The organism is Acidovorax sp. KPB24-03 (assembly GCF_057546605.1).
Genome location: NZ_BAAJYR010000037.1, coordinates 1 through 23,942, shown reverse-complemented (window position 1 = coordinate 23,942; position 23,942 = coordinate 1). Strand labels below are relative to the sequence as shown.

Sequence of the window (23,942 nt, the reverse complement as noted above, 5' to 3'; positions counted from 1 at the left end):
CGGCCAGCGTGGCCCGGTCGGTGGCCGTCGCGGCGCGCAGCCCGGCCTCGGGCACCAGCGTGTACCGGGTGGGTGGCTGCAAGGGCGCCAGCGTGACCGTTTCGGCCCCCAGGCTGGGCAGCAGCCCGATCTCGCGCAGCAGCAGCAGTTCGAAGCTGCGCAGCACGGGTTCGAGCGCATCGCCGTGCTCGCTGCCGAGCACCCGCACCACGCCGGCATAGGCGTCGAACAGGGGCGCATGGGCATCCTCGCGGGCCATCAGGCGCATCAGCAGTTCGTTGAGGTACAGACCCGACAGCAACGCATCGCCCGTGGGCATGACGTGCCCGCCCACCCACTCCGCGCCCTTGAGCGCATGGATCTCGCCCTGTCCATCGCCCGACAGGGTGTAGTTGACCCGCAGTGGTTGCAGCGGCAGCAGCACGGGGCGAAAGTTGGAGGTGGGCTTCTTGGCGCCCTTGGCGACCAGCGCGACCCGGCCATGGTGCCGCGTGAACACGTCCAGGATCAGGCTGGACTCGCTCCAGTCGTAGCGGTGCAGCACATAGGCGGGTTCGTCGGCAATACGGCGCACAGCCATGGGTTGCTATTCTTTCAATAGCGACCAGTGCTTGATGGACAAGCGCTGGATGAGGGTTTTCTTTGGGTCGGGCACCCGGCACACGGGTGCGCCGAGCCCCGGGGTGGCCCACGGCGCCGAGGCCGCCGAAGCAGCGCAGGGTCGATTCACTCGTAGCCGAACGAGCGCACGCGCGCTTCGTCGTCGGCCCAGCCGGAACGCACCTTGACCCAGATCTCGATGAACACCTTGGCGTCCATGAGCTTTTCCAGCTCCTGCCGCGCTTCGGTACCGATGCGCTTGAGGCGCTCGCCCTTCTCCCCGATCACCATGGCCTTGTGGCCGTCGCGCTCCACCACGATGGTGGCGGCGATACGGATCATGCGGCTCTTGGTCTTGCCCTTTTCTTCCTCGAACTTGTCGATGACGACGGTCGAGGTGTAGGGCAACTCGTCCCCCGTGAAGCGAAACAGCTTCTCGCGCACCGTCTCCGAGGCCAGGAACTTCTCGCTGCGGTCGGTGAGCTCGTCCTCGGCATACCACCAGGCCTGCTCGGGCAGGTACTTGGCGCAGATGCCGAACAGGCGCTCGATATCGCCCTTGTTCTTGGCCGACATGGGCACGAACTCGGCGAACGGATGGCGCTCCTGCATGCCCTTGAGCCACGGCGCGATTTCCGCGCGGCGGTGCACCGTATCGAGCTTGTTGGCGATCAGCAGCGTGGGGATGCCGGGCTTGAACAGCGACAGCACCTTGGCATCGGCCAGCGTGAAGCTGCCGGCCTCGACCACGAAAAGAATCAGGTCCACATCGCCGATGGCGCCCATCACCGTCTTGTTGAGCGACTTGTTGAGCGCCGTGCTGTGCTTGGTCTGGAAGCCCGGCGTGTCGACGAACACGAACTGCGTCTGCTCCATCGTGCGGATGCCGGTGATCCGGTGGCGCGTGGTCTGCGCCTTGCGCGAGGTGATGCTGATCTTCTGCCCCACCAGCGCATTGAGCAGCGTGGACTTGCCCACATTGGGCTTGCCCACGATGGCGATCAGGCCGCAACGCTGGCCGGTGGCATCCGCCGGGGCGCTGGCCGGCTTGGCGGCTGCCAGCATCGCTTCCAGGTCATTTTGGCCGTCAGCGCTAGATTCATCTGCGCCACCAGCTACATTTTTTGTAGCATCTTCATTCATGGATTCTTCGCTTTCAATAGGACCAGCATGGCCGCTGCCGCCGCCTGCTCGCCTGCCCGGCGTGAGCCGCCGATGCCGCGCTCGGTCAGGCCCAGTTCGGAGATTTCGCACTCCACATCGAAGGTCTGGCGGTGTGCAGCCCCCACCGTACCCACCACCCGGTACTGCGGCAACTTCATTTTGCGACCCTGCAGCCACTCCTGCAACGCGGTTTTGGGGTCCTTGGCGGCCGCCTCCATCTGCGGGTTGATCTCCACGCCTTGAAAGAGCCGGTGGACCAGGGCCTCGGCCTGCAGGTACCCGGCATCGAGGTACACCGCGCCGATGAGCGCCTCCAGCGCGTCGGCCAGGATGGATGGCCGCAGCTTGCCGCCCGATTTGGCCTCGCCCTCGCCCAGGCGCAGCACGTCGGGCAGCTTCAGGCGCAATGCCAGTTCATGGAGGGTCTCCTGCCGGACCAGATTGGCCCGCACGCGGGACAGATCCCCCTCGGGCAGATCGCGCAGGCGCTGGTACAGCAGGCTGGACACCGCCAGGCTGAGGACGGAATCGCCCAGGAACTCCAGGCGCTCATTGTGGTCGGCGGAAAAGCTGCGGTGCGTGATGGCGCGCTGCAGCAGCGAAGGATCGGAGAAAGCATGCTGCAGGCGGTCCTGCAGTGCGGAAAGGCTGGGTTGCACCGACTACTTGGTCTGTTCTTGGAATCGATAAACGAGATAGGCCGGGCCGGCCAGGGCGATCTCGCGCGAGTAGCTGAAGGACACGACGATCTTCTCGTTGCGCTTGGTCACCTCGAGGTCCTTGCCCTGGACCGAGCTGATGTTGTCGATCGATGCGGCACGGTCGAAGATGGCGCGCACGTCCGGCACTGAACTGCCTTCCCGCGCGGCCTTGTTGGCGGCCTTGCTGATGGCCTGGTACTCCAGGAAGATCGGCACCGACTGCCCGCCGATGGCAAAGGCGGCCACGGCCAGCAGGCCGATGAAAATCAGTCCGATGAACGACAGGCCGCGCTGGCGCGCGCGGCTGGCGGTACGGTGCAATGCCATGGTGATCTACCCCTCTTTGGTATTGGCGGTGGTGAAACGTGCGAAGCCGGTGCTCAGCGGAACGGACCGATGCGCTTGAGGTTGCCGAAGTTCATCCAGACGAAGAAGGCCTTGCCCACGATGTTGGCGTCCGGCACGAAGCCCCAGTAGCGCGAATCGAGGGAGTTATCCCGGTTGTCGCCCATCATGAAATACTGGCCCTCGGGCACCTTGCACACCACCCCTTCGACGCTGTAGCGGCAGTTCTGGCGGTTCGCGAAATCGCTGGCGCCCTGGACGAAGGCCGGCACGTCGGGGTTGTTGATCATGCGGTGGCGGTGGTCGCCCAACTGCTCTTCGAACTGCTTGAAGTAGCGCATCGTGTCTTCGTCGAAGAAGTCCGGCACGGCGGAGGTTTCCACCACCTGTCCATTCACCGTGAGGCGCTTGTTCAGGTAGGCCACTTCGTCGCCGGGCACGCCCACCACGCGCTTGATGTAGTCCATGCTGGGCTGGGGCGGGTAGCGGAACACCATCACATCGCCGCGTTGGGGCGCATTGCCCTGCGTGAGCTTGGTGTTGATGACGGGCAGGCGGATGCCGTAGGTGAACTTGTTCACCAGGATCAGGTCGCCCACCAGCAGCGTGGGGATCATCGAGCCCGAAGGAATCTTGAACGGCTCGAACAGGAACGAGCGCAGCAGGAACACCACGGCGATCACCGGGAACAGGCCGGCGGTCCAGTCCAGCCACCAGGGCTGCATCAGGATGCGGTCCTTGGCCTCCTGCACGTCGCCGTCCACCTTCTGGATGCCCATGCGGTCCAGTTCGGCACGCCGCTGCGCCGCCGCATCTTCGATCGCCTGGGCCGCCTTACGGCGGCGCGGCAGGAAGACCAGCCGCTCGGCCAGCCAGTAGGCCCCCGTCACCACGGTCGCCAGGAACAGCAGCAGGGCGAAGTTGCCTTCGATGGCCCCCATGTACCAGGCCCCAACGTAGGCCACGAAAGCGGCGAGGATCACGGAGGTCACGTATTGCATGGCCTGCATCTCAGTCTTCCACCTGCAAAATGGCCAGGAACGCTTCCTGGGGCACTTCCACCGAACCGATCTGCTTCATGCGTTTCTTGCCTGCTTTTTGTTTCTCGAGAAGCTTGCGCTTGCGGCTGATGTCGCCGCCGTAGCATTTTGCCAGCACGTTCTTGCGCAACGCCTTGATGGTTTCGCGCGCGATGATGTTCGCGCCGATCGCCGCCTGGATGGCCACGTCGTACATCTGGCGGCTGATGATCTCGCGCATCTTGGCCACCACGGCACGGCCGCGGTACTGCGACTGCGAGCGGTGCACGATGATGGACAGCGCATCGACCTTCTCGCCGTTGAGCAGGATGTCCACCTTCACCACGTCGGAGGCTCGGTACTCCTTGAATTCGTAGTCCATCGATGCATAGCCGCGCGACACCGACTTGAGCTTGTCGAAGAAGTCCAGCACGATCTCGCCCAGCGGCATCTCGTAGGTCAGCATGACCTGGCGGCCGTGGTAGGCCATGTTCATCTGCACGCCACGCTTCTGGTTGGCCAGCGTCATCACCGGGCCGACGTAGTCTTGCGGCATGTAGAGATGCACCGTCACGATGGGCTCGCGCACCTCCTCCAGTCGACCCTGGTCGGGCATCTTGGAGGGGTTCTCGACCATCACCACTTCGCCGTCGGCCTTCACCACCTGGTAGACCACGCTGGGCGCGGTCGTGATCAGGTCCTGGTCGAACTCGCGCTCCAGGCGTTCCTGCACGATTTCCATGTGCAGCAGGCCCAGGAAGCCGCAGCGAAAGCCGAAGCCCAGCGCCTGGCTGACTTCGGGCTCGTAGTGAAGCGAGGCATCGTTGAGCTTGAGCTTTTCCAGCGCATCGCGCAACGAGTCGTACTCGCTCGCTTCGGTCGGGTACAGGCCGGCAAACACCTGGGGCTGGATTTCCTTGAACCCCGGCAGCGCTTCGGTCGCCGGACCGGCATTGTTGGGCAGCTTCTTTTCCAGCGTGATGGTGTCGCCCACCTTGGCGGCCTGCAGTTCCTTGATGCCGGCAATGATGTAGCCCACCTGGCCGGCGTCGAGCGAGTTGCGCGATTCGTTCGCGGGCGTGAACACACCCAGGTTGTCGGCGTTGTACACCGCGCCGCTGGCCATCATCTTGAAGCGCTCGCCCTTCAGCAGGCGGCCATCGACCACGCGCACCAGCATCACGACGCCGACGTACGGATCGAACCAACTGTCGATGATCATCGCGCGCAGCGGGCCATCGGCCTGGCCGCGCGGCGCAGGCACCTTGGCCACGATGGCTTCGAGAATCTCATCGATGCCCATGCCCGTCTTGGCAGAGCAGGGAATCGCATCGGTCGCATCGATACCGATCACGTCCTCGACTTCGGCCTTCGCGTTGTCGGGATCCGCGTTCGGCAGGTCCATCTTGTTCAGCACGGGCACCACCTCCACGCCGAGGTCCAGCGCGGTGTAGCAGTTGGCCACGGTCTGGGCTTCCACGCCCTGCGACGCATCGACGACCAGCAGCGCACCTTCGCAGGCCGAAAGCGAGCGCGAGACTTCATACGAGAAGTCCACGTGGCCCGGCGTGTCGATCAGATTGAGGTTGTAGATCTGGCCGTCTTTGGCCTTGTATTGCAGCGCCGCCGTCTGCGCCTTGATGGTTATCCCACGCTCTTTTTCGATGTCCATCGAGTCGAGCACCTGGGCTTCCATATCACGCTCGGCAAGCCCGCCACAGCGCTGAATCAAGCGATCCGCCAAGGTCGATTTGCCATGGTCGATGTGCGCAATGATGGAAAAATTTCTGATGTGGTTCATCAAGGGAAAGCGACAAGTGATTGAATTAAAACGGAGCGCACAAGAAAAAAGGGCGCGTCAAATGGTGACGCGCCCTGAACCAACAATCATTTGGCAACTGCGATGGTTGGAACTTCATTGTAGGCAAAAAGGCCGAGAGGGAAAGTCCGCCCGACAAGGTTCAGAAGGCGTTGCCGCCTTGCAACGCGCATTTTATACACAGATTATTCACAAAACGCTTTCCACTTCCGGAATAACTTGTGGGCACACTGTGGATCACCTGTGAATGGTTAAAGACCATCCCACACATGGTGGCGCAGAATTGAATCGATATGCAGTTAAGCCGTGAAAAGCAGGCGCCATTCTATCGAAAACGATCAATGGAAATGCCGCGCAAAAACGTTGAGGGACCAAACCGGATTTCTGCGCAAAGGCCCCAAACCCCACTTTGGGATGGGGCTTTGTGCGGTCACCGGTCAACGTGCCGGACGGATCAACGCATATTGGGCCCATTCGCCGCGGCGGAACAGCACGTTGATGGGCTTGCTCTTGTCCGCCTTGGCCAGGGCCGCCTCGAAGTCCTTCAGGTTGGCCACTTCGATATTGGCGATGGAAAGAATCACGTCACCTTCGCGCAGGCCGGCACGCGCGGCCGAATCCGTGGCCGCGTTGACACGCAGCCCGCCCTTGAGCTTCAGCTCCTTTTTCTGGGCTTCAGTCAGCTCTGCAACCGCCAGGCCCAGTTGCTGGGCGGCTGGAGAAGGCTTGGGTTTTGCGCTTTCACGCTCGCCACCTTTGCTCGCCACCGGCTTGTCATCCGGCTCGATCTCGGCCACGGTAATGGAGAGATCTTTGCTCGCACCTCGGCGGAAGACCGTCACGGTGCTCTTGTTGCCCGGCTTGGTATTGCCCACCAGGCGCGGCAGATCGGCGGTTTTTTCGATGGTCTTGCCGTCGAACTTCGTGATGATGTCACCCGCCTCCACGCCCGCCTTGTCGGCAGGAGACCCCGCCTCCACCCCACTCACGAGCGCCCCCTGGGGCTTACCCAGACCGATCGACTCGGCCACATCCTTGGTGACCTGGCCGATCTGCACGCCGATGCGCCCGCGCGTCACGCGACCCGTGGCACGCAACTGGTCGCTGACCCGAATGGCCTCATCCATGGGAATGGCGAAGGAGATCCCCATGAAGCCGCCCGAGCGAGAGTAGATCTGGCTGTTGATGCCGACGACCTCGCCACGCATGTTGATCAGCGGTCCGCCGGAGTTGCCCGGGTTGATCGCGACGTCCGTCTGGATGAAGGGCAGGTAATCGCCCGTGTCGCGCTGCTTGGCGCTGACGATGCCCGCGGTCACAGAGTTTTCAAGCCCGAAGGGCGAGCCGATCGCCATGACCCACTCACCGACCCGCAGCCGGTTGAGATCGCCCACCTTGACGGCCGGCAATCCGGTGGCTTCGATCTTGACCACGGCCACATCCGTACGCTTGTCGGCGCCCACGATCTTGGCTTTGAACTCGCGCTTGTCGGTCAGGGTGACGATGACCTCGTCCGCGCCCTCCACCACGTGCGCGTTGGTCATCACATAGCCGTCTTGCGTGAGGATGAAGCCAGAGCCCACGCCGCGTGGCTGCTCTTCCTCGGGCTGTGCACGGGGGCGCTGCTGGCGCTGCGCATTGGGCGGCACGGGCACGCCGAAGCGGCGGAAGAACTCGAGCATCTCCTCGTCCATGGCGTTCGGGCCGGCACGCTCCGCGGCCTTCTCCAGCGTGCGGATGTTGACCACCGACGGCCCGACCTGATCCACCAGGTCCGTGAAATCCGGCAGGCCCCGGACCGTGGGTGGCGGCGTTTGCGCCAACACAGTGACAGGCACAGCCGCAGAGGCAGCGGTCAATGCCATCGCGACGGCCACCGCGCACGATTGCAGATTTTTCCAGTTCGTCGTCATCGGCATCATCGTTCTTTCAAAATTCAGAGGAGACATCGGGAGCAGCAAAAGGACTTCGTATTGCAAGGTTCACATTTGGTTCCCGCCATACCACAGTCAGCAGCCCATGCATCCGCCCCAGTGGGACGGCTTGGGCAGCAGCGGCACTGCTCAACGGGCGTATTCCAATTGCTCGGCCACCAGCCGCAAGGTTTCCTGCGGCACCTCACCCACCGCCGTGAGCCACATGTTGCCTGAAACGCGTTGCGCCAGGGTCTGGGTGGCCCCCATGCTGCCCGCGCTCGGGCCGGCAGCATGGCGGAAGGCGTCGTAAGGCTCCAAGAAGAGCGAGACCGTCGCCAGCCCATCCGAGAGCAGGCAATGCAAGGGAAGGCCCGACTGCGCAACAGCCGCATCCTCTTGCTTGTAGCAATCCCCAGGGGTGAATCCACCCACCGGCGCTCTCAGACGCCAGCCTTCGGCTTGCGCGGTGGTCTTGCGCATGGCAACCCTGACCACCCGGAAGTCGCGTACGTCATCCATCATGCCCACGAGGCGCGCAAATGGCACCGCGTTATCCAGCTCCAGCTGAGAAAACGCCGCCTGCTCCAGCACGCGCCCCCGCAGGTCGAGGGTCTGCAGCTTCAATATCAAACCCGAGGCTTCGGCCACCCACATGCGGTAACCGAATCGCAGCCCATCCCTGGGTCGCAGCCAAGCCACTTCACTTTCGTGGCCCGCAACGCGTTCACGCCCCAAGGTCTGCACCGTGTAGTGCGCATCCAGTCCGCGATCAGCCGTTTCCGGCAGCCGCGGGAACAAGCTGGGCATGTCGCGACGATCCTCACGCACCATGCGCGCCTGGGGCAAGAAGGTGCGGACGAGCCCCTCCCGGCGATAGACCACGCGGGGAGACCCGTTCAATGCCTCGATGCGCTCGATCTGGTCGTTTCCATCGGCCGCATGCCAGATACGGGAACTCACCATGGCCCCCGATGCAGACAACACCACAAAAGTACCGCTGTAGCTGTGCTCTCGGGAGGCGCGATGAATGCGCTCCAGCCAACCGGAAATGGAACGTGCGTCGCCAGACACCACCGCACTGGATGCAGCAACGGCGGGCGGCGGCCCGGCCAACGCGTGGCCCGAACCGGCCACGAGCAGCACCCACGCCAGAGCGTGGCGCATTGAAGCCGCCCTATTCAGGTAGCCAGCCAAGGCACGAACACCTCTGACTCGAGGCTGGTGAGCGGCGTACAAGGGGCCTTCCTGGCCTGTCTTCACGATCTCAGCGCGCCGGAGCCTCGAAGGTGGCATTGCGCAGAAAACCCGCCGGCATTTGCAGCGCCGACGTATTGCCAAACTGTTTGTGCGCGGCCAGCAACTCATCCAGCCGCGGATCGCGGATCATGACCTGCGGTGCGCTTCCTTCCGTTGCGTCTGCCACCGCCACCGCCGCAGGAGCGGCGGTCACTGGCGCAGCGGAAGCCATCTGCGCTCCTTCGGACCCAGCCTGAATCCCCGTCATGGCCGTCCATCCGATTGCACCGACAGCGGCGAGCGAAGCAAAACCCGCAGCCATTTTCCAGCGAAACACGGAGGCATTGGCAGCCACAGCAGGCGTCACGACCTCCGCGACAGCTCCTTGCACGACGGCACTGGCCACCAACGGAGGGCGCTGAATGCCCTCCGCTTCGATCTGGCTGCGAAGCCGGTCCACCAGTGAGGAATTCACCGGACGCGCCAACTCGGAAGAGCGAAGCACGTCGCCGATCAGGTGATACATCTGCCACGTTTCAAAGCCGTCCGCATTGCTGCTGGCATAGTCCACGGCTTGACCAAACTCCTGGCCTCGCAGCTGCCCATCCGCAAGGGCAGACAAATGTTCACGCATTTTCAGATCGTCATTCATGGTCGTTCCCCAGCCATCACGTTTTGCTTCACTGCTCTGCCATTCACACCGCGCTACCACCGCTTGCCCGACTGCTTCTCCAACAAAGGGCGGACACGGGCCGATATGGCTTCCCGCGCTCGAAAGATACGGGAACGTACGGTGCCGATGGGGCAATCCATGGCAGCCGCAATCTCCTCGTAGGTCAACCCTTCAATCTCACGCAATGTCACCGCCTGGCGCAAATCTTCAGGCAGCGCATCCATTGCAGCGTTCACCGCCACCGCGATTTCCTGGGCTGCGAGCACGGTCTCGGGCGTCTCGTCGGTGGTTAGTTCATGCCCCAGTCGGGAAGTTTCATCGTCGTCATCACTTCCTCGCAAGGCATTTTCCGAGATGACGGGATTGCGCTTCATGTCGACCAGCGCCTTCTTGGCGGTGTTGACCGCGATCCGATAGAGCCAGGTATAGAACTGCGCCTCTCCCCGGAATTGGTGCAGTGCGCGATACGCTCGGATGAACGTTTCCTGGGCAATGTCCTGTACGAGATCGGAATCGCGGACCATGCGACCAATGAGCCGTTCGATGCGCCGCTGATACTTGATCACCAGCAGTTCGTACGCCCTCTGGTCACCCGCAACCGTGCGCTCCACAAGCTGAAGGTCACTGTCGGCGGAAGGCGGGGGCATGGAAGCAGTCATGAAAAAAGGGGCTCACGCGTCGCCGCGCCGGACAGAGAACATGCCGTCGGCACGGGGCTCTGGCTTGGGGCGCGAATATACCGCACGGCGCAGCGCCGCCCAGGCCTCCCGCGGCTGGGTACGCTCGAGGCACAACCACTGGGTCCGGCCATCGACTCCATGCAGTTGCACCAAGAGGAAAGACTGGAAATCCGCATGGACAACCAATTCACCTGCAACAGGCATTTCTGCATTTTGATTCAAGGACCAATGCAAACCATCCCAATGCAGGGCACCCACGGGCAGCCGGAACCAAAAGCGCCAAGCCAGGCCGGCAACCGCGCCCCACAAGACGAAGAACACAGTGCCTCGAAGCAGGCTATCCCCAGCAGATTGCGCGATCCACGCGGCAAAGCCCCCAAGGCCAGCAAGCAGGGCGCCAGCAATGAACCAGCCCAACCTGCGGCTCCGCGCCACCTCATGGCGGGTCGCTGGGGCATGAAAAGACTTGGCGGAGCGGGTCATTGCCGAGCCCACCCTTCCATCACAGCTGGCCGACCGGCACCGCGCAGCGGTCTGGCCACCCCGTCAAACGCGCTTGAAAACCAACGTGCCGTTGGTGCCGCCAAAACCAAAATTGTTCTTCACCGCGATGTTCATCTTCATGTCTCGGGCGACGTTGGCGCAGTAGTCCAGATCGCATTCCGGGTCTTGCTCGAAGAGATTGATGGTTGGGGGCGCCTTCTGGTCACGCAACGCCATCACGGTGAACACGCTTTCAATCCCACCCGCACCGCCCAGCAAATGGCCGGTCATCGACTTTGTCGAGCTGATCACCGTCTTTTTGGCATGCCCGCCCAAAGCGGCCTTGATCGCATGGGTTTCGTTCAAATCGCCCAATGGCGTTGAGGTGCCGTGAGCATTGAGGTAATCCACCTCCTCGGCGTTGACACCGGCATTGCGCAGCGCGGCCTGCATGGCGCGGCGAGGGCCGTCCATATTGGGCGCCGTCATGTGCCCCGCATCGGCGCTCATGCCATAGCCGGACAATTCTGCGTATATCTTGGCGCCGCGGGCTTTGGCGTGCTCGTATTCTTCCAGCACCAGCACCCCTGCACCCTCGCCCAATACGAAGCCATCGCGGCCTTTGTCCCATGGGCGGGAGGCAGTCTTTGGATCATCGTTGCGAGTGGACAAGGCGCGCATGGCAGCAAAGCCACCCACACCCAGGGGAGAAACCGTGGCTTCCGTGCCGCCGGCGACCACCACATCGGCATCGCCATACTCGATCTTGCGCGCTGCCTCACCGATGCAATGCAGGCCCGTAGTACATGCCGTCACCACGGAAAGGTTCGGACCTTTGAAACCAAAGCGCATCGATACATGACCCGCCACCATGTTGATGATGGATGCTGGAACAAAAAAAGGCGTGATCCGGCGAGGACCCCGGCTTTCCAGTTCTGCATGGGTGTTTTCGATCAACGGCAACCCACCAATCCCAGACCCGATGATGCAGCCGATGCGCGTTGCCAACTCTTCGTCCAACGACTCGCCGGTCGGAAGGCCGGCATCACGCACCGCCTCATCCGCCGCAGCGATGCCGTAATGGATGAAGGTATCCATCGTGCGTGCATCCTTGGCGCTCATGTAGGCGCCAAGATCGAATCCCTTGACCTCACCCGCGATCTTGCAGGCAAAGTTCGAAGCGTCGAACTTGGTGATGAGGTCAATGCCGGATTGACCGGCCAGGATGTTGGCCCAGGCATCTGCCACCGTGTTTCCGACGGGGGTGATGCAACCCAGGCCGGTCACGACGACGCGACGACGGCTCATGCGCTAAGACTTTCTACGAATCTGTCTGAACTGAAGGCGCTCAGGCCTTCTGATGGGTATTGGCGTAGTCGATGGCGTTTTGCACCGTGGTGATCTTCTCTGCGTCTTCGTCAGGAATCTCGATGCCGAACTCGTCTTCCAGCGCCATCACCAGCTCCACCGTGTCCAGCGAGTCAGCGCCCAGGTCGGCCACAAAAGCCTTTTCATTGGTGACTTGCGATTCTTCAACGCCGAGTTGTTCGGCAATGATCTTTTTGACACGTGCTTCGATATCGCTCATGGTTTCCCTTTGAGGGTTGTGAATGAATCCGCGATTCTAGCTGCTTCGGGATCAGTCCCCTACCAGCCCGCCGTCGCGATGAATCGGCGCTAACTTTGCTCAATTACATGTACATGCCGCCATTGACATGCAACTCCTGACCCGTGACATAACCAGCCTCTGCCGATGCCAGATAGGCAACCGCATGGGCAATGTCTTCTGGGCGGCCCATGTGGCCCATTGGAATCTGCGATTGCAGCGATTGCTGCTGCTCGGCAGGGAGTTGCGCGGTCATGTCGGTCGCAATGAAGCCAGGGGCCACGCAGTTCACGGTAATGCCCCGGCTGGCCAGTTCACGGGCAAGGGCACGCGCCATGCCTGCCACGCCCGCCTTCGCTGCCACATAGTTGGCTTGGCCGGGATTGCCCGCCGACCCCACCACGCTGGTGATGTTGATGATGCGACCGAAGCGCTGTTTCATCATGGGTCGAATGACGGCGCGGCTCACCTGGAACACGGCCTTCAGATTGGTGTCGATGACCGCATCCCAGTCGTCGTCCTTCATGCGCATGGACAACGTGTCGCGGGTGATGCCAGCATTGTTCACCAGCACATGCAAACCACCGTGCTGCTTCACGATGGTGTCGATCAACGCATCGACAGCCGCCACATCCGTGACGTTCAGATTCACACCGTGGCCGCCGGACGACGGTGCCTGAGAGATGCGCTGAGCGCCCTCATCCGTCGTCGCGGTACCGATCACCAAATAACCACGGGCCGTCAACAAGGCCGCGATGGCAGCGCCGATGCCTCGCGATGCGCCAGTGACCAGCGCTACCTGGGGCTTTTCATTCAACGAAGGGGTATCGCTCATGCCAACAATGCTCGTGTTTCGGCCAGCGTGGCCGGGTCATAAATAGAAGCAGCGACCAGCTCTGGATCGATGCGCTTCGCCAAGCCCGCCAGCACCTTTCCAGGGCCGCACTCCACCAGATGCGTCACGCCGCGGGCTTTGAGCGCCTGCACGCACTCCACCCAGCGCACCGGACCGAAGGCTTGGCGGTAAAGCGCATCGCGGATGGCATCCGCCTCCTGCCGGACCGCGACATCCACGTTGTTGACGACTGGGATCTGCGGGGCCGCCAAGGAAAGCGCCGACAGGGCCTCCCGCAATTTCTCGGCTGCCGGCTTCATTAGGCTGGAGTGAAAAGGAGCGGATACCGGCAAGGGCAACGCACGCTTAGCGCCAGATGCCTTCAACAGTTCGCACGCCTTGTCGACGCCGGCTTTCGTGCCCGCAATCACGGTCTGGATGGGGTCGTTGAAATTCACGGCCTCCACCACTTCACCGCCATCCGCACCGAAAGATGCCGCCGCCGCGGTGCAACCTTCGATCACTTTGTGTGCATCCATGCCCAGAATGGCAGCCATGGCGCCCATACCGACGGGAACTGCCTCCTGCATGGCGGCAGCACGCAGACGAACGAGCGGCGCGGCCTGCGCCAGCGTCAGCACCCCTGCCGCCACCAACGCCGAATATTCGCCGAGCGAGTGGCCGGCCACCGCTGCCGGGACATCACCGCCCTCCGAGACCCATGCGCGCCATGCGGCCACGCCAGCGACGAGCATGACCGGCTGGGTATTGGTCGTCAGCGAAAGCGCTTCTTTCGGGCCCTCATGAATCAAGCGTGCGATGTCTTCGCCCAGGGCGTCGGAAGCCTCCTGCAGGGTTTGCGCCACCACAGGGTGGTCGCCCCAGGCATCCAGCATGCCGACCGACTGGGAGCCCTGGCCGGGAAAAACAAATGCAAAAGATTTTTTGGTCGTCATAAACGAATGGTCAAAACCGCCTTTACCGCTTAATTTTTCAGCGTTTCAAGCTACAGTTTCAGGAGCACCGCACCCCATGTAAAACCGCCTCCCACTCCCTCCAGAAGCAACGTCTGTCCGGGCTTGGCCTGGCCGGTGCGAACCGCATGATCAAGTGCCAGGGGAATCGACGCCGCCGAAGTGTTGCCATGCTGGTCTACGGTGACGACCACCTTGTCCATCGACAGGCCCAGCTTCTTCGCCGTACTTTGCATGATGCGGATATTGGCTTGGTGAGGGATCAGCCAGTCCACGTCCACATCGGTCAGTCCGGCCTTCTCCAGGGCAGCACGGGCTGCCTTTTCCAGCACACCCACAGCCAGCTTGAAAACGGCCTGGCCATCCATCTTGAGCAACGGGTCACCCAGAATCTGCCCGCCATAGACGTTGCCCGGCACGCACAGAATGCCCACATGCCGGCCATCGGCATGCAGATCGCTCGACAGGATGCCAGGAGTTTCCGAAGCTTCCAGTACCACGGCGCCTGCGCCGTCGCCGAACAGCACGCAGGTGGTGCGGTCATCAAAATCGAGGATGCGGCTGAATACCTCCGCACCCACGACGAGGGCGCGGCGGGCGCTGCCGGACTGGATCATGGCGTCTGCCACGGTCAGCGCATACACGAAACCACTGCAGACGGCCTGCACATCGAAAGCTGGGCATCCATTGGCCCCCAGCTTGTTTTGCAAGATGCAGGCGGTCGAAGGGAAAACCATGTCCGGCGTGGACGTGGCGACGATGATCAGATCGATGTCCTGCGGCTGAACTCCAGCCGCCTCCAGCGCATTGCGAGAAGCCTCCAGCCCCAGATCGCTGCTGCAGACATCGCGCTCCGCGAAGTGACGCGCCCGGATGCCGGTGCGCTCGACGATCCACTCGTCCGATGTCTCCACACCGCGCTGAGCCAACTCGGCCACGAGGTCGGCATTGGTCAGACGACGAGGAGGCAGGCTGCTGCCAGTGCCTGTAATGCGGGAGTAGCGTCTCATCAATATAGGGACCCGACGGCGGTGTTGACAGGCTGGGCATCCGAAGGCGCCAGCAAGGGCGCAGCATGCGCCACCCGCGTCCGGACGCGGTCGAGCAGGTTGTTGCGGGCTGCATCATACGCCCGGTTCAAAGCCTGCTCGAAAGCCATGGCGTCCGCCGATCCGTGACTTTTGAACACCAATCCACGCAACCCTAGCAACGCTGCCCCGTTGTAGCGCCGATGATCCATCCGCTTCATGAGCGCAGATAACACCGGATAAGCCACAACTGCCGCCAGTTTGGTAAAGATATTGCGCTTGAACTCCTGCTTGAGCCCTCCGACGATCATGGAGGCTACGCCTTCGCTGGCCTTGAGAGCCACATTCCCCACGAAACCGTCACAAACCACGATATCGACCGTGCCCTTGAAGATATCGTTGCCTTCCACATTGCCAAAAAAACGAAGATCGCCAGAGTTACCTACCGTACGCAACAATTCACCCGCTTTTTTGATGACTTCACTACCCTTGATTGCTTCCTCGCCGATGTTGAGCAAGCCAACGGTGGGCTCCGAACCCTCTTGAAGCGCAGACACTAGGGCCGAGCCCATCACGGCAAATTGGAGTAGATGCTCAGCGGTGCAATCCACATTGGCGCCCAAATCCAGCACGGTCGTGGCACCACCCTTGGCATTGGGTATCTGGGTCGCAATCGCGGGGCGGTCGATTCCGTCCAGGGTTTTCAGGAGATAGCGAGCGATGGCCATCAAAGCACCCGTGTTGCCCGCAGAAATGGCGGCCTGAGCGGCCCCATCCTTGACCTGCTGGATTGCAACGCGCATGGACGAATCCTTTTTGCGGCGCAAGGCGATCTCCACCGGATCATCCATGGTGACGACCTCGCTGGCAGGGGTGACAGAAGCCCGATCGTGCTTGAAATCCTTCAGGCTTTCAGGCTGACCGACAAGGAGCAAACGGGCTTCGGGATGGTTTTCTAGGAACTGGCGGCACGCCGCTAGCGTGACGCGGGGGCCGTGATCGCCCCCCATGCAGTCAACAGCCAGTGTGATCATGGGCGACTTGTCCGACCGCAGAAAACGACCGGAAGTGAAAATACAGCGAACAAAACAAAGGCCCGCGCTACCAATTTCGTAGCAGCGGGCCTCGGCGCGCGAGTTAAATCAGGCTTCAGACTTGTTCTTCAGCACTTGGCGGCCACGGTAGAAACCGTTGGGGCTGATGTGGTGGCGCAGATGGGCTTCGCCGGTGGTGGGCTCAACAGCCGTGCCAGGCACGTTGAGAGCGTTATGCGAACGGTGCATACCGCGCTTGGAAGGGGATTTTTTGTTTTGCTGAACAGCCATGGTGGCTCCTGAGTCTTGAAGGGTTGGTAAAAACGCGATCAGCCCATAAAGACACGAGGGGGATTCGCGCGAAGCCCTCGATTATAGCCCAAACGGTTTTCAGTCTTCCGCCTTGTCTTTTCGCAAGGCTGCCAGTGCCGCAAAAGGGTTGGGCTTTTGCGCACTGGCCTCTTCGAAATCCTCGTCGCTGGATTCCATTGGCACGGGGGCCGGGCATTCGTCGTGCCGCGGCACCAGAGGCAATGCCATGAGCAGCTCGTCTTCGATCAACTCTCGCAGATTGAACTCGCGGCTCAAGGCCAGCAGGTCTTCATCGCTCTCGTCGTCCAGCGCTTCCGCCGTGGCTTCATCCGCCACGAAACGGAACTCACGCTGCACCTGAAGCGGCACATCCACCGATCCGAGGCAGCGCTGGCAAGTCATGGGAAGCGCCGCGTTCACTGTGAGCCGCAGCCAGATCTGTCCGCCGATGCCATGCGTGCTGCGCACTTCGCCGTCAACCGCCCAATCCACCATGAGATCCGGGTGCAGGCCCTTGGCTTCCTGGGCCAGGCGTTCGTACTTCAAAAGGGAGTCATGGCCGGACAGGTGACCGCCCGCCTGCGCGAAGGCTTTGACATCGAGGCGCTGAGGGGAGAATTCCTTGGTCATGGCGGCAGTGTAAGAGAATCAGCGCATGCCTCAATCCCCTTCCCTGCCCCGCCGTCTGGTGCTGGGCTCGACCTCCCGCTACCGGGCCGAACTGCTCTCCCGCCTGCGTCTGCCTTTCGATGTCGCAGCGCCCGACGTCGACGAAACACCCCGCGCCGGCGAGGCGCCCAGCACCCTCGCCTTGCGGCTGGCAATGGCCAAAGCCCGCGCCGTTTCTGCGGCCCACCCGGACGCCGTAGTGATCGGATCCGATCAAGTGGCGGATTTCTCGGGACAACCGCTGGGCAAGCCCGGCACACACGAGAAAGCGGTCGCCCAGCTGCAACGGATGCGGGGCCACAGCGTCGTGTTCCAGACCGCGGTGGCAGTGGTTTGCGCCGCCACGGGGTTTGAAAAGGTGGAGTTGGCCCCGGTGGAAGTTCGCTTCCGCGACCTGTCCGATGCGGAGATCGAGCGCTACCTGCTCGCCGAGCAACCGTACGACTGCGCCGGCAGCGCCAAAAGCGAAGGATTGGGCATCAGCCTGCTCGACAGCATCCAAAGCGATGACCCGACAGCGCTTATCGGCCTGCCGCTGATCCGGACCTGTCGCATGTTGCGCGCCGCCGGAATGGAACTGCCATGACAGCCGCATCGACCGGCACGCTCTACCTGGTGCCCGCACCGCTCGACTTCGGCTGCGACATCCAAGCCCCCCTGGATCAATCCCTGCCTGCCGCGACATTGCAGGCGGCGTCGCAAATCACCCACTGGATCTGCGAGAACGCCAAGAGTACCCGCGCATACCTCAAGCGCGTCGATGCGTTGTTCCCCCTGAAGCTGCCGCTGCAGTCGCAGCAGATCGACGAGTTGCCGCGCGAAGTGCACAAGAAAGGCGACCATGGTGCAGACGGCCATGTGACCTTCGACGCCCGCACGTTGCTGACGCCCGCTTTGGCGGGCAACGACATGGGCCTGGTGAGCGAGGCGGGCATGCCTGCGGTGGCGGACCCTGGCAGCTCCGTGGTGCGTGCCGCGCACGATTGCGGGCTGAGGGTGGTGCCACTGGTAGGCCCCGTGTCGCTCTTGCTGGCGCTGGCGTCGAGCGGTCTCAATGGACAGGGTTTTGCTTTTGCAGGCTACCTGCCGCAAGATCCGGCCCAGCGCACCCAGCGCATCCGCGAACTGGAAGCCCTGGCGCTCAAGCAGGGACAAACGCAACTGTTCATCGAGACCCCGTACCGCAACGCCGCGCTGTGGCAGGCCTTGGTACAAACCTTGCAGCCCAATACCCGGCTGGCAATTGCCAGCGGGCTCACACTGCCGCAGGCGCGCACGGCAAGCCGGCTCGTGCGCCTATGGCGACAGCAAATGGAAGTGCCCGATAACCGGATACCGGCCGTCTTTGCCATCGGGCGCTAGGCCCGATCAACAGATCTCCGGGATTCCAACCGCTCATCCGGACCGCCGGACACCGAGCCCGGCCCGGCGGCAGGCCCGGATAGCGAGCCCTCAGCGGATGGCCGGTGCGCCCTTGATGGCCTGCACGGCCGTCTGGCCCATGGCAGCGCCGAATTTTTTGACCAGCCGCTCAGCAACGTTGTCGCGGCGGGTGTAGTCGATGATGTCTTCCGCCTTGACGACCTCGCGTGCCACATAGTCGAGGTTGCCCAGGTGGTCGGCCAACCCCATCTCCACCGCCTGCTGGCCGGTCCAGAACAGGCCGCTGAAGGTGTCCGCCGTGGGCTTGAGCCGATCGCCGCGCCCTTCCTTGACCACATGGATGAACTGCTGGTGGATCTGGTCCAGCATGGCCTGCGCATAGGCGCGCTGCTTTTCGGTCTGCGGGCTGAACGGGTCGAGGAAGCCCTTGTTCTCGCCCGCCGTCAGCAGGCGACGCTCCACGCCCAGCTTTTCCATCGTGCCAGTGAAGCCGAAGCCATCCATCAGCACGCCGATGCTGCCGACGATGCTGGCCTTGTCCACGTAGATCTCGTCGGCGGCGGCGGCGATGTAGTAGGCGGCCGATGCGCAGGTTTCCTCCACCACGGCATAGACGGGCTTGTTGTACTTGGCCTTCAGGCGAATGATCTCGTCATTGATGATGCCGGCCTGCACCGGGCTGCCGCCCGGCGAGTTGATGAGCAGCACTACGGCCTGCGATCCGGAGTCTTCGAAGGCACTGCGCATGGCCGCCACCACGAACTCGGCGCTGGCTTCGGCCCCCGCGGCGATCTCACCCTTGATGTCCACCACCGCCGTGTGGGGCGTGCTCTTGCTCGTGCTGGTAGCGTCGCGCGCCAGCAACACCCAGGCCACGGCAATCAGGAAGACCAGCCACGCCAACCGGGTAAAAATGCGCCAGCGGCGTGCGGAGCGCTGCTCGGACAAGGTCGCGAACACCAGCTTTTCCAACACGTCACGCTCCCAGCCTGGCATCTTCGCAGGGTCTTTTGCTTCTTTTTCAGTAGCAGTCTGTGCCCACAGATCGGGCGCTGGCGGGGGAGTCTGCCCAGAACCAAAAGGTTCGGGCCGGGTCGGTTCGGTCATTTGTCAGAATTCGACAGGTTGCAAGTGGGGTTCAGTATGCCAGCGCACTACGCCCTGGCCTTCGGAGAGTTGGATCTTCACCAGGCCACCGCGGCACGGGCCACCCGCGCAAGCGCCCGTATCGGGCCGATAGGCGGCGCCGTGCGTGGCGCACAGCAGCCACTGGCCGGTGTCGTCGAAGAATCGGTCCGCCTGGTAGTCCATTTCCATCGGCACGTGGGTGCAACGGTTCAGGTAGGCATGGGGCCGGCCTTCGAAGCGCACGGCAAAGGCGCGGCAGGCCTGGCCGGCGTATAAAACATCGAAAGCAACGGCCTGCCCGCCGTCCACCAGATCGGCGCTGGGGCACAGGTCGATGGGTTGCAAGGAAGGGGCCATGGCAAGGTACCGACGATGGGCTGGCGGGCGGCTGCAGCGTCAGGCGTGCCGCAAAAGCCAGGCGTGCAGTTCCGGTACGGAATGCATGACGGCCAGGGGTTGGAGGCTGTCGAACTCGCCGGGCTCGTGCGCTCCGTAGCTCACTCCCACGCTGGAGCACCCGGCCGACAGGGCCATCTGCAGGTCGTGGGTGGTGTCGCCGATCATCAACACGCGCTCCGGCGCCACATCGAACTCGGCCATCAATTCCTGGAGCATGAGCGGATGCGGCTTGCCAGCGGTTTCGTCGGCCGTGCGCGAACCATCGAACATGCCCCGCAGCGCCACGGTGTGCAGCACCTCGTCCAGGCCGCGCCGGCTCTTGCCGGTCGCCACGGCCAGCAAGTGCCCTCGTGCACGCAGGTCTTCCAGCATGGGCAGCACGCCGGCAAACAGGCTCAGATCGTCCTGGTGCTTGAGGTAGTGGTAGCGGTAGCGATTGCCCAGTTCGGCGTGTCTTTCCGGCGGCACGTCGGGTGCGGCGTGGGTCAGCGCCTGCATGAGACCCATGCCGATCACCCAGGCCGCGGCCTGATCGGTCGGAACCGTGCCGCCGACGTCGCGCACGGAGTCCTGAATGCAGCGCACGATGATGGCGGTGGAGTCGTACAGGGTGCCGTCCCAATCGAAAGCGATGAGGTCGAAGCGGCGGCGTGGGGTCGTGGGCATGGTGTTCAGGCAGTGGCGGCGGTGAATTGCGCCAGATCAGGCGGCAACTCTGCGCGCAGTTCGATGCGCTCGCCGTGGGAGGGATGAGCGAACTGTAACCGCCACGCATGCAGGAACATGCGCTTGAGGCCGTGCTTGTGCAGCCGCTTGTTGAGTTCGAAGTCGCCGTATTTGTCGTCGCCCGCGATCGCATGGCCCTGGCTGGCCAGGTGCACGCGGATCTGGTGGGTGCGTCCGGTCTTAATGGTGACTTCCAGCAGACTCATGGCCGGCAGCCCCTCGGCCGCGCGCGCCGGCAGGTGGCTGCGCACTTTCACGAGGGTGATGGAGCGCATGCCGTCCGGGTCTTCCGGCGTGGTCACCCGCACCCGCCGCTCGCCATCGGCCTGCAGATACTTGTGCAGGGGCGTGTCGATCACTTTCTTGTTGGCGGCCCAGGTGCCGGGCACCAGGGCCAGGTAGGTCTTGCCGGTTTCCCGCTCCCGGAACTGGTCCTGCAGGTGCGTGAGCGCGGAACGCTTCTTGGCCACGAGGAGGATGCCCGAGGTCTCGCGGTCCAGGCGGTGCACGAGTTCCAGGAACTTTGCCTGGGGACGTGCCTGCCGCAACTGCTCGATGACGCCGAAGCTCACGCCGCTGCCGCCATGCACCGCCACGCCCGCGGGCTTGTCGATGGCGATCAGGTGGTCGTCCTCCAGCAGGATGGGGAATTCGCGGGCCGGCGCCGGGCGCTCGGCCTTCTCAGCCACCTTGTCCGAGATACGCACGGGCGGCAGGCGCACCTGATCGCCCGTGGCGACCCGGGTGTCCGCGCTGGCGCGGCCCTTGTTGATGCGCACTTCGCCGCTGCGGATGATGCGGTACACGTGCGTTTTGGGAACGCCCTTCAGATGGCGTATCAGAAAGTTATCGAGCCTTTGGCCGGCAGAGTCTTCGTCGACTTCGACGATGCGGGCCGCAGCGGGGGCGGGGTTCGGGGCACGGTCCGTCGCCGGTTTGCCCCCTATAATGTGTTTCACCTGCGCGATGTTCTGTAAGTGGTTGATTTGTCTGGAGTTTAGTCCACGCAACCTTGCAAGCCGCGCAGGCAGGTCGATGCCAACGGGTGTCGTGTGCGCAGATTGCAGGCCAGATGCCTGTGGTGGCTCCCACGCCGCGCGGCCGGCTGACAAATTGAAACACCGAAACCGGAATCCCCAGTCCGCAGGCCGCCCAACAGGCAGGTTCTGCGGGCGGATCAAAGCGAAAACATGTGGGCATTGTTGGCATGGATTGTGACCCTTTGGCGAAGGCGCCTGCCTTCGGCATGGGCTCCGCAATCGCCGGCATCGCCCGTGCAGCCCGCGCCATCAGCCAAGTCTTTCATGGCAACGCTGCACACATTTCCCCTCGCCCCCATCCACGCGCCCCCGCCACGACTGCGAAGCTAGTGCTTCGCAGCCGCGTGGCTTTGCGGCAATTCCCTTCGTTTCAACGCGTCGGCCCTGGCATCCATGGCTCCTGAAGAGCCTGTGTCATTGGTTTGAATGGTCGGGACGCGCGCCGATGCAGCTTTTTCGCTGCGCGCCGCCCGGCCGACAACGAAAAGGAATCCCATCATGAAGCGGATGCTCATCAACGCCACGCAGCCCGAAGAACGCCGCCTGGCCATCGTCGACGGCCAGAAGCTGCTGGACTACGAAATCGAGATCGAAGGGCGCGAGCAGCGCAAGGGCAACATCTACAAGGCCGTGGTCACCCGCGTCGAGCCCTCGCTGGAAGCCTGCTTCGTCGACTACGGCGAAGACCGCCACGGCTTCCTGCCCTTCAAGGAAATCTCCCGCCAGTACTTCGCCGAAGGCGTCTCGGTCAGCCAGGCGCGCATCAACGACGTGATCCGCGAAGGCCAGGAACTGCTGGTGCAGGTCGAGAAGGAAGAGCGCGGCAACAAGGGCGCTGCTCTGACCACCTTCGTGTCGCTGGCCGGCCGCTATGTGGTGCTGATGCCCAACAACCCGCGCGGTGGCGGCGTGTCGCGCCGCATCGAGGGCGAAGACCGGGCCGAGCTCAAGGAGGCGATGGACCAGCTCGAGTACCCCAAGGGCATGAGCATCATCGCGCGCACCGCCGGCATCGGCCGCACGGCGCCCGAACTGCAGTGGGACCTGAACTACCTGCTCAAGCTCTGGACCGCCATCGACGGCGCGGCCAAGGGCGGCAAGGGCGCCTTCCTGATCTACCAGGAGTCGAGCCTGGTGATCCGCGCGATCCGTGACTATTTCAACGGCGATATCGGCGACATCCTCATCGACACGGACGACATCTACGAGCAGGCGCACCAGTTCATGGCGCACGTGATGCCCGAGCATGCCGGCAAGGTCAAGCGCTACCGCGACGACGCCGCGCTGTTCAGCCGCTTCCAGATCGAGCACCAGATCGAGTCGGCCTACGCCCGCACCGTGACCCTGCCCTCCGGCGGCGCCATCGTGATCGACCACACCGAAGCGCTGGTGAGCGTGGACGTGAACTCCGCCCGCGCCATCAAGGGCGGCGACATCGAGGAAACCGCCACCCGCACCAACCTGGAGGCCGCCGACGAAGTGGCCCGCCAGATGCGCCTGCGCGACCTGGGCGGCCTGATCGTGATCGACTTCATCGACATGGAAGAGTCGAAGAACCGCCGCGAAGTGGAAAACCGGCTGCGCGACGCCCTGCGCCAGGACCGCGCCCGCGTGCAGTTCGGCACGATCAGCAAGTTCGGCCTGATGGAGATGAGCCGCCAGCGCCTCAAGCCCGCGCTGAGCGAAGGCTCCTCCATCCCCTGCCCCCGTTGCGGCGGCTCGGGCCACATCCGCGACACCGAATCGTCGGCGCTGCAGATCCTGCGGATCATCCAGGAAGAGTCCATGAAGGACAACACGGCCGCCGTGCACTGCCAGGTGCCAGTGGAAGTGGCCTCGTTCCTGCTCAACGAAAAGCGCCCCGAGATCGCCAAGATCGAACTCAAGCAGCGCGTGACCGTGCTGATGGTGCCCAACAAGACCCTGGAGACGCCGAACTACAAGCTCGAGCGCCTCAAGCACGACGACCCGCGCCTGGACCACATCGACGCCAGTTACAAGCTCGTCGAAGAAGTGGAAGACCCCACCGCCGTCACGCGCCGCTCGCAGGAGCCCACCAACAAGCAGACCCCGGTGATCAAGGGCGTGCTGCCCGACGCGCCGGCGCCGATCGCCGAGCCCCGTCCGGAAAGCGCGGCCCGCAACCCGTCGCACAGCCGACCCGCGGCAGCG

Annotated in this window: 28 protein-coding genes; 4 read left to right on the top strand and 24 right to left on the bottom strand. The window is 63.1% G+C overall.

The window, feature by feature from the left end; genetic code table 11:
- The 6 genes from recO to lepA form a co-directional block, all read right to left on the bottom strand.
- The coding region (gene recO / locus AC27KI_RS07500) for a DNA repair protein RecO (protein WP_487113250.1) at positions 1 to 580 on the bottom strand (580 nt) is incomplete at its 3' end.
- Positions 581 to 726: 146 nt separating this feature from the next.
- Positions 727 to 1,743: a GTPase Era gene (era, locus tag AC27KI_RS07495; protein WP_284430056.1), complete on the bottom strand. Its 1,017-nt coding sequence runs from the start codon at positions 1,741 to 1,743 to the stop codon at positions 727 to 729.
- Positions 1,740 to 2,423: a ribonuclease III gene (gene rnc / locus AC27KI_RS07490; RefSeq protein WP_284407047.1), complete on the bottom strand. Its 684-nt coding sequence runs from the start codon at positions 2,421 to 2,423 to the stop codon at positions 1,740 to 1,742. The genes era and rnc overlap by 4 nt, the downstream gene beginning before the upstream one ends.
- Before the next feature lie 3 nt (positions 2,424 to 2,426).
- Complete coding sequence (locus AC27KI_RS07485; RefSeq protein ID WP_284395952.1) at positions 2,427 to 2,792, bottom strand: DUF4845 domain-containing protein; 366 nt, start codon at positions 2,790 to 2,792, stop codon at positions 2,427 to 2,429.
- 53 nt (positions 2,793 to 2,845) lie between these two features.
- Positions 2,846 to 3,820, bottom strand: a complete 975-nt coding sequence (gene lepB / locus AC27KI_RS07480) for a signal peptidase I (protein ID WP_284424297.1) — start codon at positions 3,818 to 3,820, stop codon at positions 2,846 to 2,848.
- 1 nt (position 3,821) lies between these two features.
- On the bottom strand, positions 3,822 to 5,630 hold the full coding sequence (lepA, locus tag AC27KI_RS07475) for a translation elongation factor 4 (protein WP_272567874.1): 1,809 nt from the start codon (positions 5,628 to 5,630) through the stop codon (positions 3,822 to 3,824).
- Between lepA and AC27KI_RS07470 the strand changes: the two genes are divergently transcribed.
- On the top strand, positions 5,620 to 5,895 hold the full coding sequence (locus AC27KI_RS07470) for a hypothetical protein (protein WP_487113248.1): 276 nt from the start codon (positions 5,620 to 5,622) through the stop codon (positions 5,893 to 5,895). The genes lepA and AC27KI_RS07470 overlap by 11 nt on opposite strands.
- Positions 5,896 to 6,085: 190 nt before the next feature.
- Here AC27KI_RS07470 and AC27KI_RS07465 read toward each other — a convergent pair whose 3' ends face one another.
- The 13 genes from AC27KI_RS07465 to AC27KI_RS07405 all read right to left on the bottom strand — a co-directional run bounded on the left by AC27KI_RS07465 (position 6,086) and on the right by AC27KI_RS07405 (position 17,055).
- Positions 6,086 to 7,513, bottom strand: coding sequence for a DegQ family serine endoprotease (locus AC27KI_RS07465; RefSeq protein ID WP_487113246.1), 1,428 nt, complete (start codon positions 7,511 to 7,513; stop codon positions 6,086 to 6,088).
- A gap of 198 nt (positions 7,514 to 7,711) precedes the next feature.
- The gene (locus AC27KI_RS07460; RefSeq protein ID WP_487089085.1) at positions 7,712 to 8,728 is read right to left on the bottom strand and encodes a MucB/RseB C-terminal domain-containing protein; all 1,017 of its coding nucleotides are present in this window, start codon (positions 8,726 to 8,728) and stop codon (positions 7,712 to 7,714) included.
- 100 nt (positions 8,729 to 8,828) lie between these two features.
- The gene (locus tag AC27KI_RS07455) at positions 8,829 to 9,452 is read right to left on the bottom strand and encodes a sigma-E factor negative regulatory protein (RefSeq protein WP_317359235.1); all 624 of its coding nucleotides are present in this window, start codon (positions 9,450 to 9,452) and stop codon (positions 8,829 to 8,831) included.
- Positions 9,453 to 9,505: 53 nt separating this feature from the next.
- Positions 9,506 to 10,132 (bottom strand): RNA polymerase sigma factor RpoE, encoded by a 627-nt coding sequence (gene rpoE, locus AC27KI_RS07450; RefSeq protein ID WP_284430051.1) that lies wholly within the window; start codon positions 10,130 to 10,132, stop codon positions 9,506 to 9,508.
- Between the two features lie 12 nt (positions 10,133 to 10,144).
- Entirely contained in the window at positions 10,145 to 10,636 is a 492-nt protein-coding gene (locus tag AC27KI_RS07445) for a hypothetical protein (protein ID WP_487113243.1), read from the bottom strand.
- Positions 10,637 to 10,699: 63 nt separating this feature from the next.
- Entirely contained in the window at positions 10,700 to 11,944 is a 1,245-nt protein-coding gene (fabF, locus tag AC27KI_RS07440; protein WP_487113241.1) for a beta-ketoacyl-ACP synthase II, read from the bottom strand.
- Between the two features lie 40 nt (positions 11,945 to 11,984).
- The gene (acpP, locus tag AC27KI_RS07435; protein WP_003058049.1) at positions 11,985 to 12,224 is read right to left on the bottom strand and encodes an acyl carrier protein; all 240 of its coding nucleotides are present in this window, start codon (positions 12,222 to 12,224) and stop codon (positions 11,985 to 11,987) included.
- 103 nt (positions 12,225 to 12,327) lie between these two features.
- Complete coding sequence (gene fabG, locus AC27KI_RS07430; protein ID WP_487113239.1) at positions 12,328 to 13,077, bottom strand: 3-oxoacyl-ACP reductase FabG; 750 nt, start codon at positions 13,075 to 13,077, stop codon at positions 12,328 to 12,330.
- Positions 13,074 to 14,033: an ACP S-malonyltransferase gene (gene fabD, locus AC27KI_RS07425; protein WP_487113237.1), complete on the bottom strand. Its 960-nt coding sequence runs from the start codon at positions 14,031 to 14,033 to the stop codon at positions 13,074 to 13,076. Before fabD ends, fabG begins: the two co-directional genes overlap by 4 nt.
- Positions 14,034 to 14,083: 50 nt before the next feature.
- Positions 14,084 to 15,061, bottom strand: a complete 978-nt coding sequence (locus AC27KI_RS07420; RefSeq protein ID WP_487113235.1) for a beta-ketoacyl-ACP synthase III — start codon at positions 15,059 to 15,061, stop codon at positions 14,084 to 14,086.
- Complete coding sequence (plsX, locus tag AC27KI_RS07415; protein WP_487113233.1) at positions 15,061 to 16,113, bottom strand: phosphate acyltransferase PlsX; 1,053 nt, start codon at positions 16,111 to 16,113, stop codon at positions 15,061 to 15,063. The genes AC27KI_RS07420 and plsX overlap by 1 nt, the downstream gene beginning before the upstream one ends.
- Before the next feature lie 108 nt (positions 16,114 to 16,221).
- Positions 16,222 to 16,404 carry a 50S ribosomal protein L32 gene (rpmF, locus tag AC27KI_RS07410; RefSeq protein ID WP_092744121.1) on the bottom strand — a complete coding sequence of 61 codons (183 nt, stop codon included), beginning with the start codon at positions 16,402 to 16,404 and terminating at the stop codon, positions 16,222 to 16,224.
- A gap of 99 nt (positions 16,405 to 16,503) precedes the next feature.
- Entirely contained in the window at positions 16,504 to 17,055 is a 552-nt protein-coding gene (locus AC27KI_RS07405) for a YceD family protein (RefSeq protein ID WP_284430045.1), read from the bottom strand.
- A 25-nt stretch (positions 17,056 to 17,080) separates the two neighbouring features.
- On the opposite strand from AC27KI_RS07405, the gene AC27KI_RS07400 reads away from it, so the two are divergent.
- Positions 17,081 to 17,680, top strand: a complete 600-nt coding sequence (locus AC27KI_RS07400) for a Maf family nucleotide pyrophosphatase (RefSeq protein ID WP_487113231.1) — start codon at positions 17,081 to 17,083, stop codon at positions 17,678 to 17,680.
- Complete coding sequence (locus AC27KI_RS07395; RefSeq protein ID WP_487113229.1) at positions 17,677 to 18,456, top strand: SAM-dependent methyltransferase; 780 nt, start codon at positions 17,677 to 17,679, stop codon at positions 18,454 to 18,456. Before AC27KI_RS07400 ends, AC27KI_RS07395 begins: the two co-directional genes overlap by 4 nt.
- Before the next feature lie 90 nt (positions 18,457 to 18,546).
- Here AC27KI_RS07395 and AC27KI_RS07390 read toward each other — a convergent pair whose 3' ends face one another.
- The 5 genes from AC27KI_RS07390 to AC27KI_RS07370 all read right to left on the bottom strand — a co-directional run bounded on the left by AC27KI_RS07390 (position 18,547) and on the right by AC27KI_RS07370 (position 22,285).
- The gene (locus tag AC27KI_RS07390) at positions 18,547 to 19,584 is read right to left on the bottom strand and encodes a S49 family peptidase (RefSeq protein WP_284407055.1); all 1,038 of its coding nucleotides are present in this window, start codon (positions 19,582 to 19,584) and stop codon (positions 18,547 to 18,549) included.
- 3 nt (positions 19,585 to 19,587) lie between these two features.
- Entirely contained in the window at positions 19,588 to 19,962 is a 375-nt protein-coding gene (locus AC27KI_RS07385; protein WP_284430042.1) for a Rieske (2Fe-2S) protein, read from the bottom strand.
- A gap of 39 nt (positions 19,963 to 20,001) precedes the next feature.
- Positions 20,002 to 20,670, bottom strand: coding sequence for an HAD family hydrolase (locus tag AC27KI_RS07380; protein WP_284430041.1), 669 nt, complete (start codon positions 20,668 to 20,670; stop codon positions 20,002 to 20,004).
- 5 nt (positions 20,671 to 20,675) lie between these two features.
- Positions 20,676 to 21,689 (bottom strand): RluA family pseudouridine synthase, encoded by a 1,014-nt coding sequence (locus AC27KI_RS07375; RefSeq protein ID WP_284430040.1) that lies wholly within the window; start codon positions 21,687 to 21,689, stop codon positions 20,676 to 20,678.
- 407 nt (positions 21,690 to 22,096) lie between these two features.
- Entirely contained in the window at positions 22,097 to 22,285 is a 189-nt protein-coding gene (locus AC27KI_RS07370; RefSeq protein ID WP_272567848.1) for a hypothetical protein, read from the bottom strand.
- On the opposite strand from AC27KI_RS07370, the gene AC27KI_RS07365 reads away from it, so the two are divergent.
- Positions 22,269 to 23,942, top strand: a 1,674-nt coding sequence (locus AC27KI_RS07365; protein WP_487113226.1) for an Rne/Rng family ribonuclease, incomplete at its 3' end; no start/stop codon positions are given. The two genes, AC27KI_RS07370 and AC27KI_RS07365, sit on opposite strands and share 17 nt — an antisense overlap.

Bases quoted from the DNA above. Each gene is read 5' to 3' on its own strand.
- plsX (WP_487113233.1), bottom strand. From the start codon at position 16,113: ATGATCACACTGGCTGTTGACTGCATGGGGGGCGATCACGGCCCCCGC.
- fabG (WP_487113239.1), bottom strand. From the start codon at position 13,077: ATGAGCGATACCCCTTCGTTGAATGAAAAGCCCCAGGTAGCGCTGGTC.
- lepB (WP_284424297.1), bottom strand. From the start codon at position 3,820: ATGCAGGCCATGCAATACGTGACCTCCGTGATCCTCGCCGCTTTCGTG.
- acpP (WP_003058049.1), bottom strand. From the start codon at position 12,224: ATGAGCGATATCGAAGCACGTGTCAAAAAGATCATTGCCGAACAACTC.
- rpmF (WP_092744121.1), bottom strand. From the start codon at position 16,404: ATGGCTGTTCAGCAAAACAAAAAATCCCCTTCCAAGCGCGGTATGCAC.
- AC27KI_RS07390 (WP_284407055.1), bottom strand. From the start codon at position 19,584: ATGACCGAACCGACCCGGCCCGAACCTTTTGGTTCTGGGCAGACTCCC.
- AC27KI_RS07470 (WP_487113248.1), top strand. From the start codon at position 5,620: ATGTGGTTCATCAAGGGAAAGCGACAAGTGATTGAATTAAAACGGAGC.
- AC27KI_RS07395 (WP_487113229.1), top strand. From the start codon at position 17,677: ATGACAGCCGCATCGACCGGCACGCTCTACCTGGTGCCCGCACCGCTC.
- AC27KI_RS07455 (WP_317359235.1), bottom strand. From the start codon at position 9,452: ATGAATGACGATCTGAAAATGCGTGAACATTTGTCTGCCCTTGCGGAT.
- fabF (WP_487113241.1), bottom strand. From the start codon at position 11,944: ATGAGCCGTCGTCGCGTCGTCGTGACCGGCCTGGGTTGCATCACCCCC.
- AC27KI_RS07460 (WP_487089085.1), bottom strand. From the start codon at position 8,728: ATGCGCCACGCTCTGGCGTGGGTGCTGCTCGTGGCCGGTTCGGGCCAC.
- AC27KI_RS07405 (WP_284430045.1), bottom strand. From the start codon at position 17,055: ATGACCAAGGAATTCTCCCCTCAGCGCCTCGATGTCAAAGCCTTCGCG.
- rpoE (WP_284430051.1), bottom strand. From the start codon at position 10,132: ATGACTGCTTCCATGCCCCCGCCTTCCGCCGACAGTGACCTTCAGCTT.
- AC27KI_RS07370 (WP_272567848.1), bottom strand. From the start codon at position 22,285: ATGAGCATCCGCTTCATGATGGGATTCCTTTTCGTTGTCGGCCGGGCG.
- fabD (WP_487113237.1), bottom strand. From the start codon at position 14,033: ATGACGACCAAAAAATCTTTTGCATTTGTTTTTCCCGGCCAGGGCTCC.
- AC27KI_RS07445 (WP_487113243.1), bottom strand. From the start codon at position 10,636: ATGACCCGCTCCGCCAAGTCTTTTCATGCCCCAGCGACCCGCCATGAG.
- AC27KI_RS07385 (WP_284430042.1), bottom strand. From the start codon at position 19,962: ATGGCCCCTTCCTTGCAACCCATCGACCTGTGCCCCAGCGCCGATCTG.
- era (WP_284430056.1), bottom strand. From the start codon at position 1,743: ATGAATGAAGATGCTACAAAAAATGTAGCTGGTGGCGCAGATGAATCT.
- lepA (WP_272567874.1), bottom strand. From the start codon at position 5,630: ATGAACCACATCAGAAATTTTTCCATCATTGCGCACATCGACCATGGC.
- AC27KI_RS07400 (WP_487113231.1), top strand. From the start codon at position 17,081: ATGCCTCAATCCCCTTCCCTGCCCCGCCGTCTGGTGCTGGGCTCGACC.
- AC27KI_RS07420 (WP_487113235.1), bottom strand. From the start codon at position 15,061: ATGAGACGCTACTCCCGCATTACAGGCACTGGCAGCAGCCTGCCTCCT.
- AC27KI_RS07465 (WP_487113246.1), bottom strand. From the start codon at position 7,513: ATGGCATTGACCGCTGCCTCTGCGGCTGTGCCTGTCACTGTGTTGGCG.
- AC27KI_RS07485 (WP_284395952.1), bottom strand. From the start codon at position 2,792: ATGGCATTGCACCGTACCGCCAGCCGCGCGCGCCAGCGCGGCCTGTCG.
- AC27KI_RS07380 (WP_284430041.1), bottom strand. From the start codon at position 20,670: ATGCCCACGACCCCACGCCGCCGCTTCGACCTCATCGCTTTCGATTGG.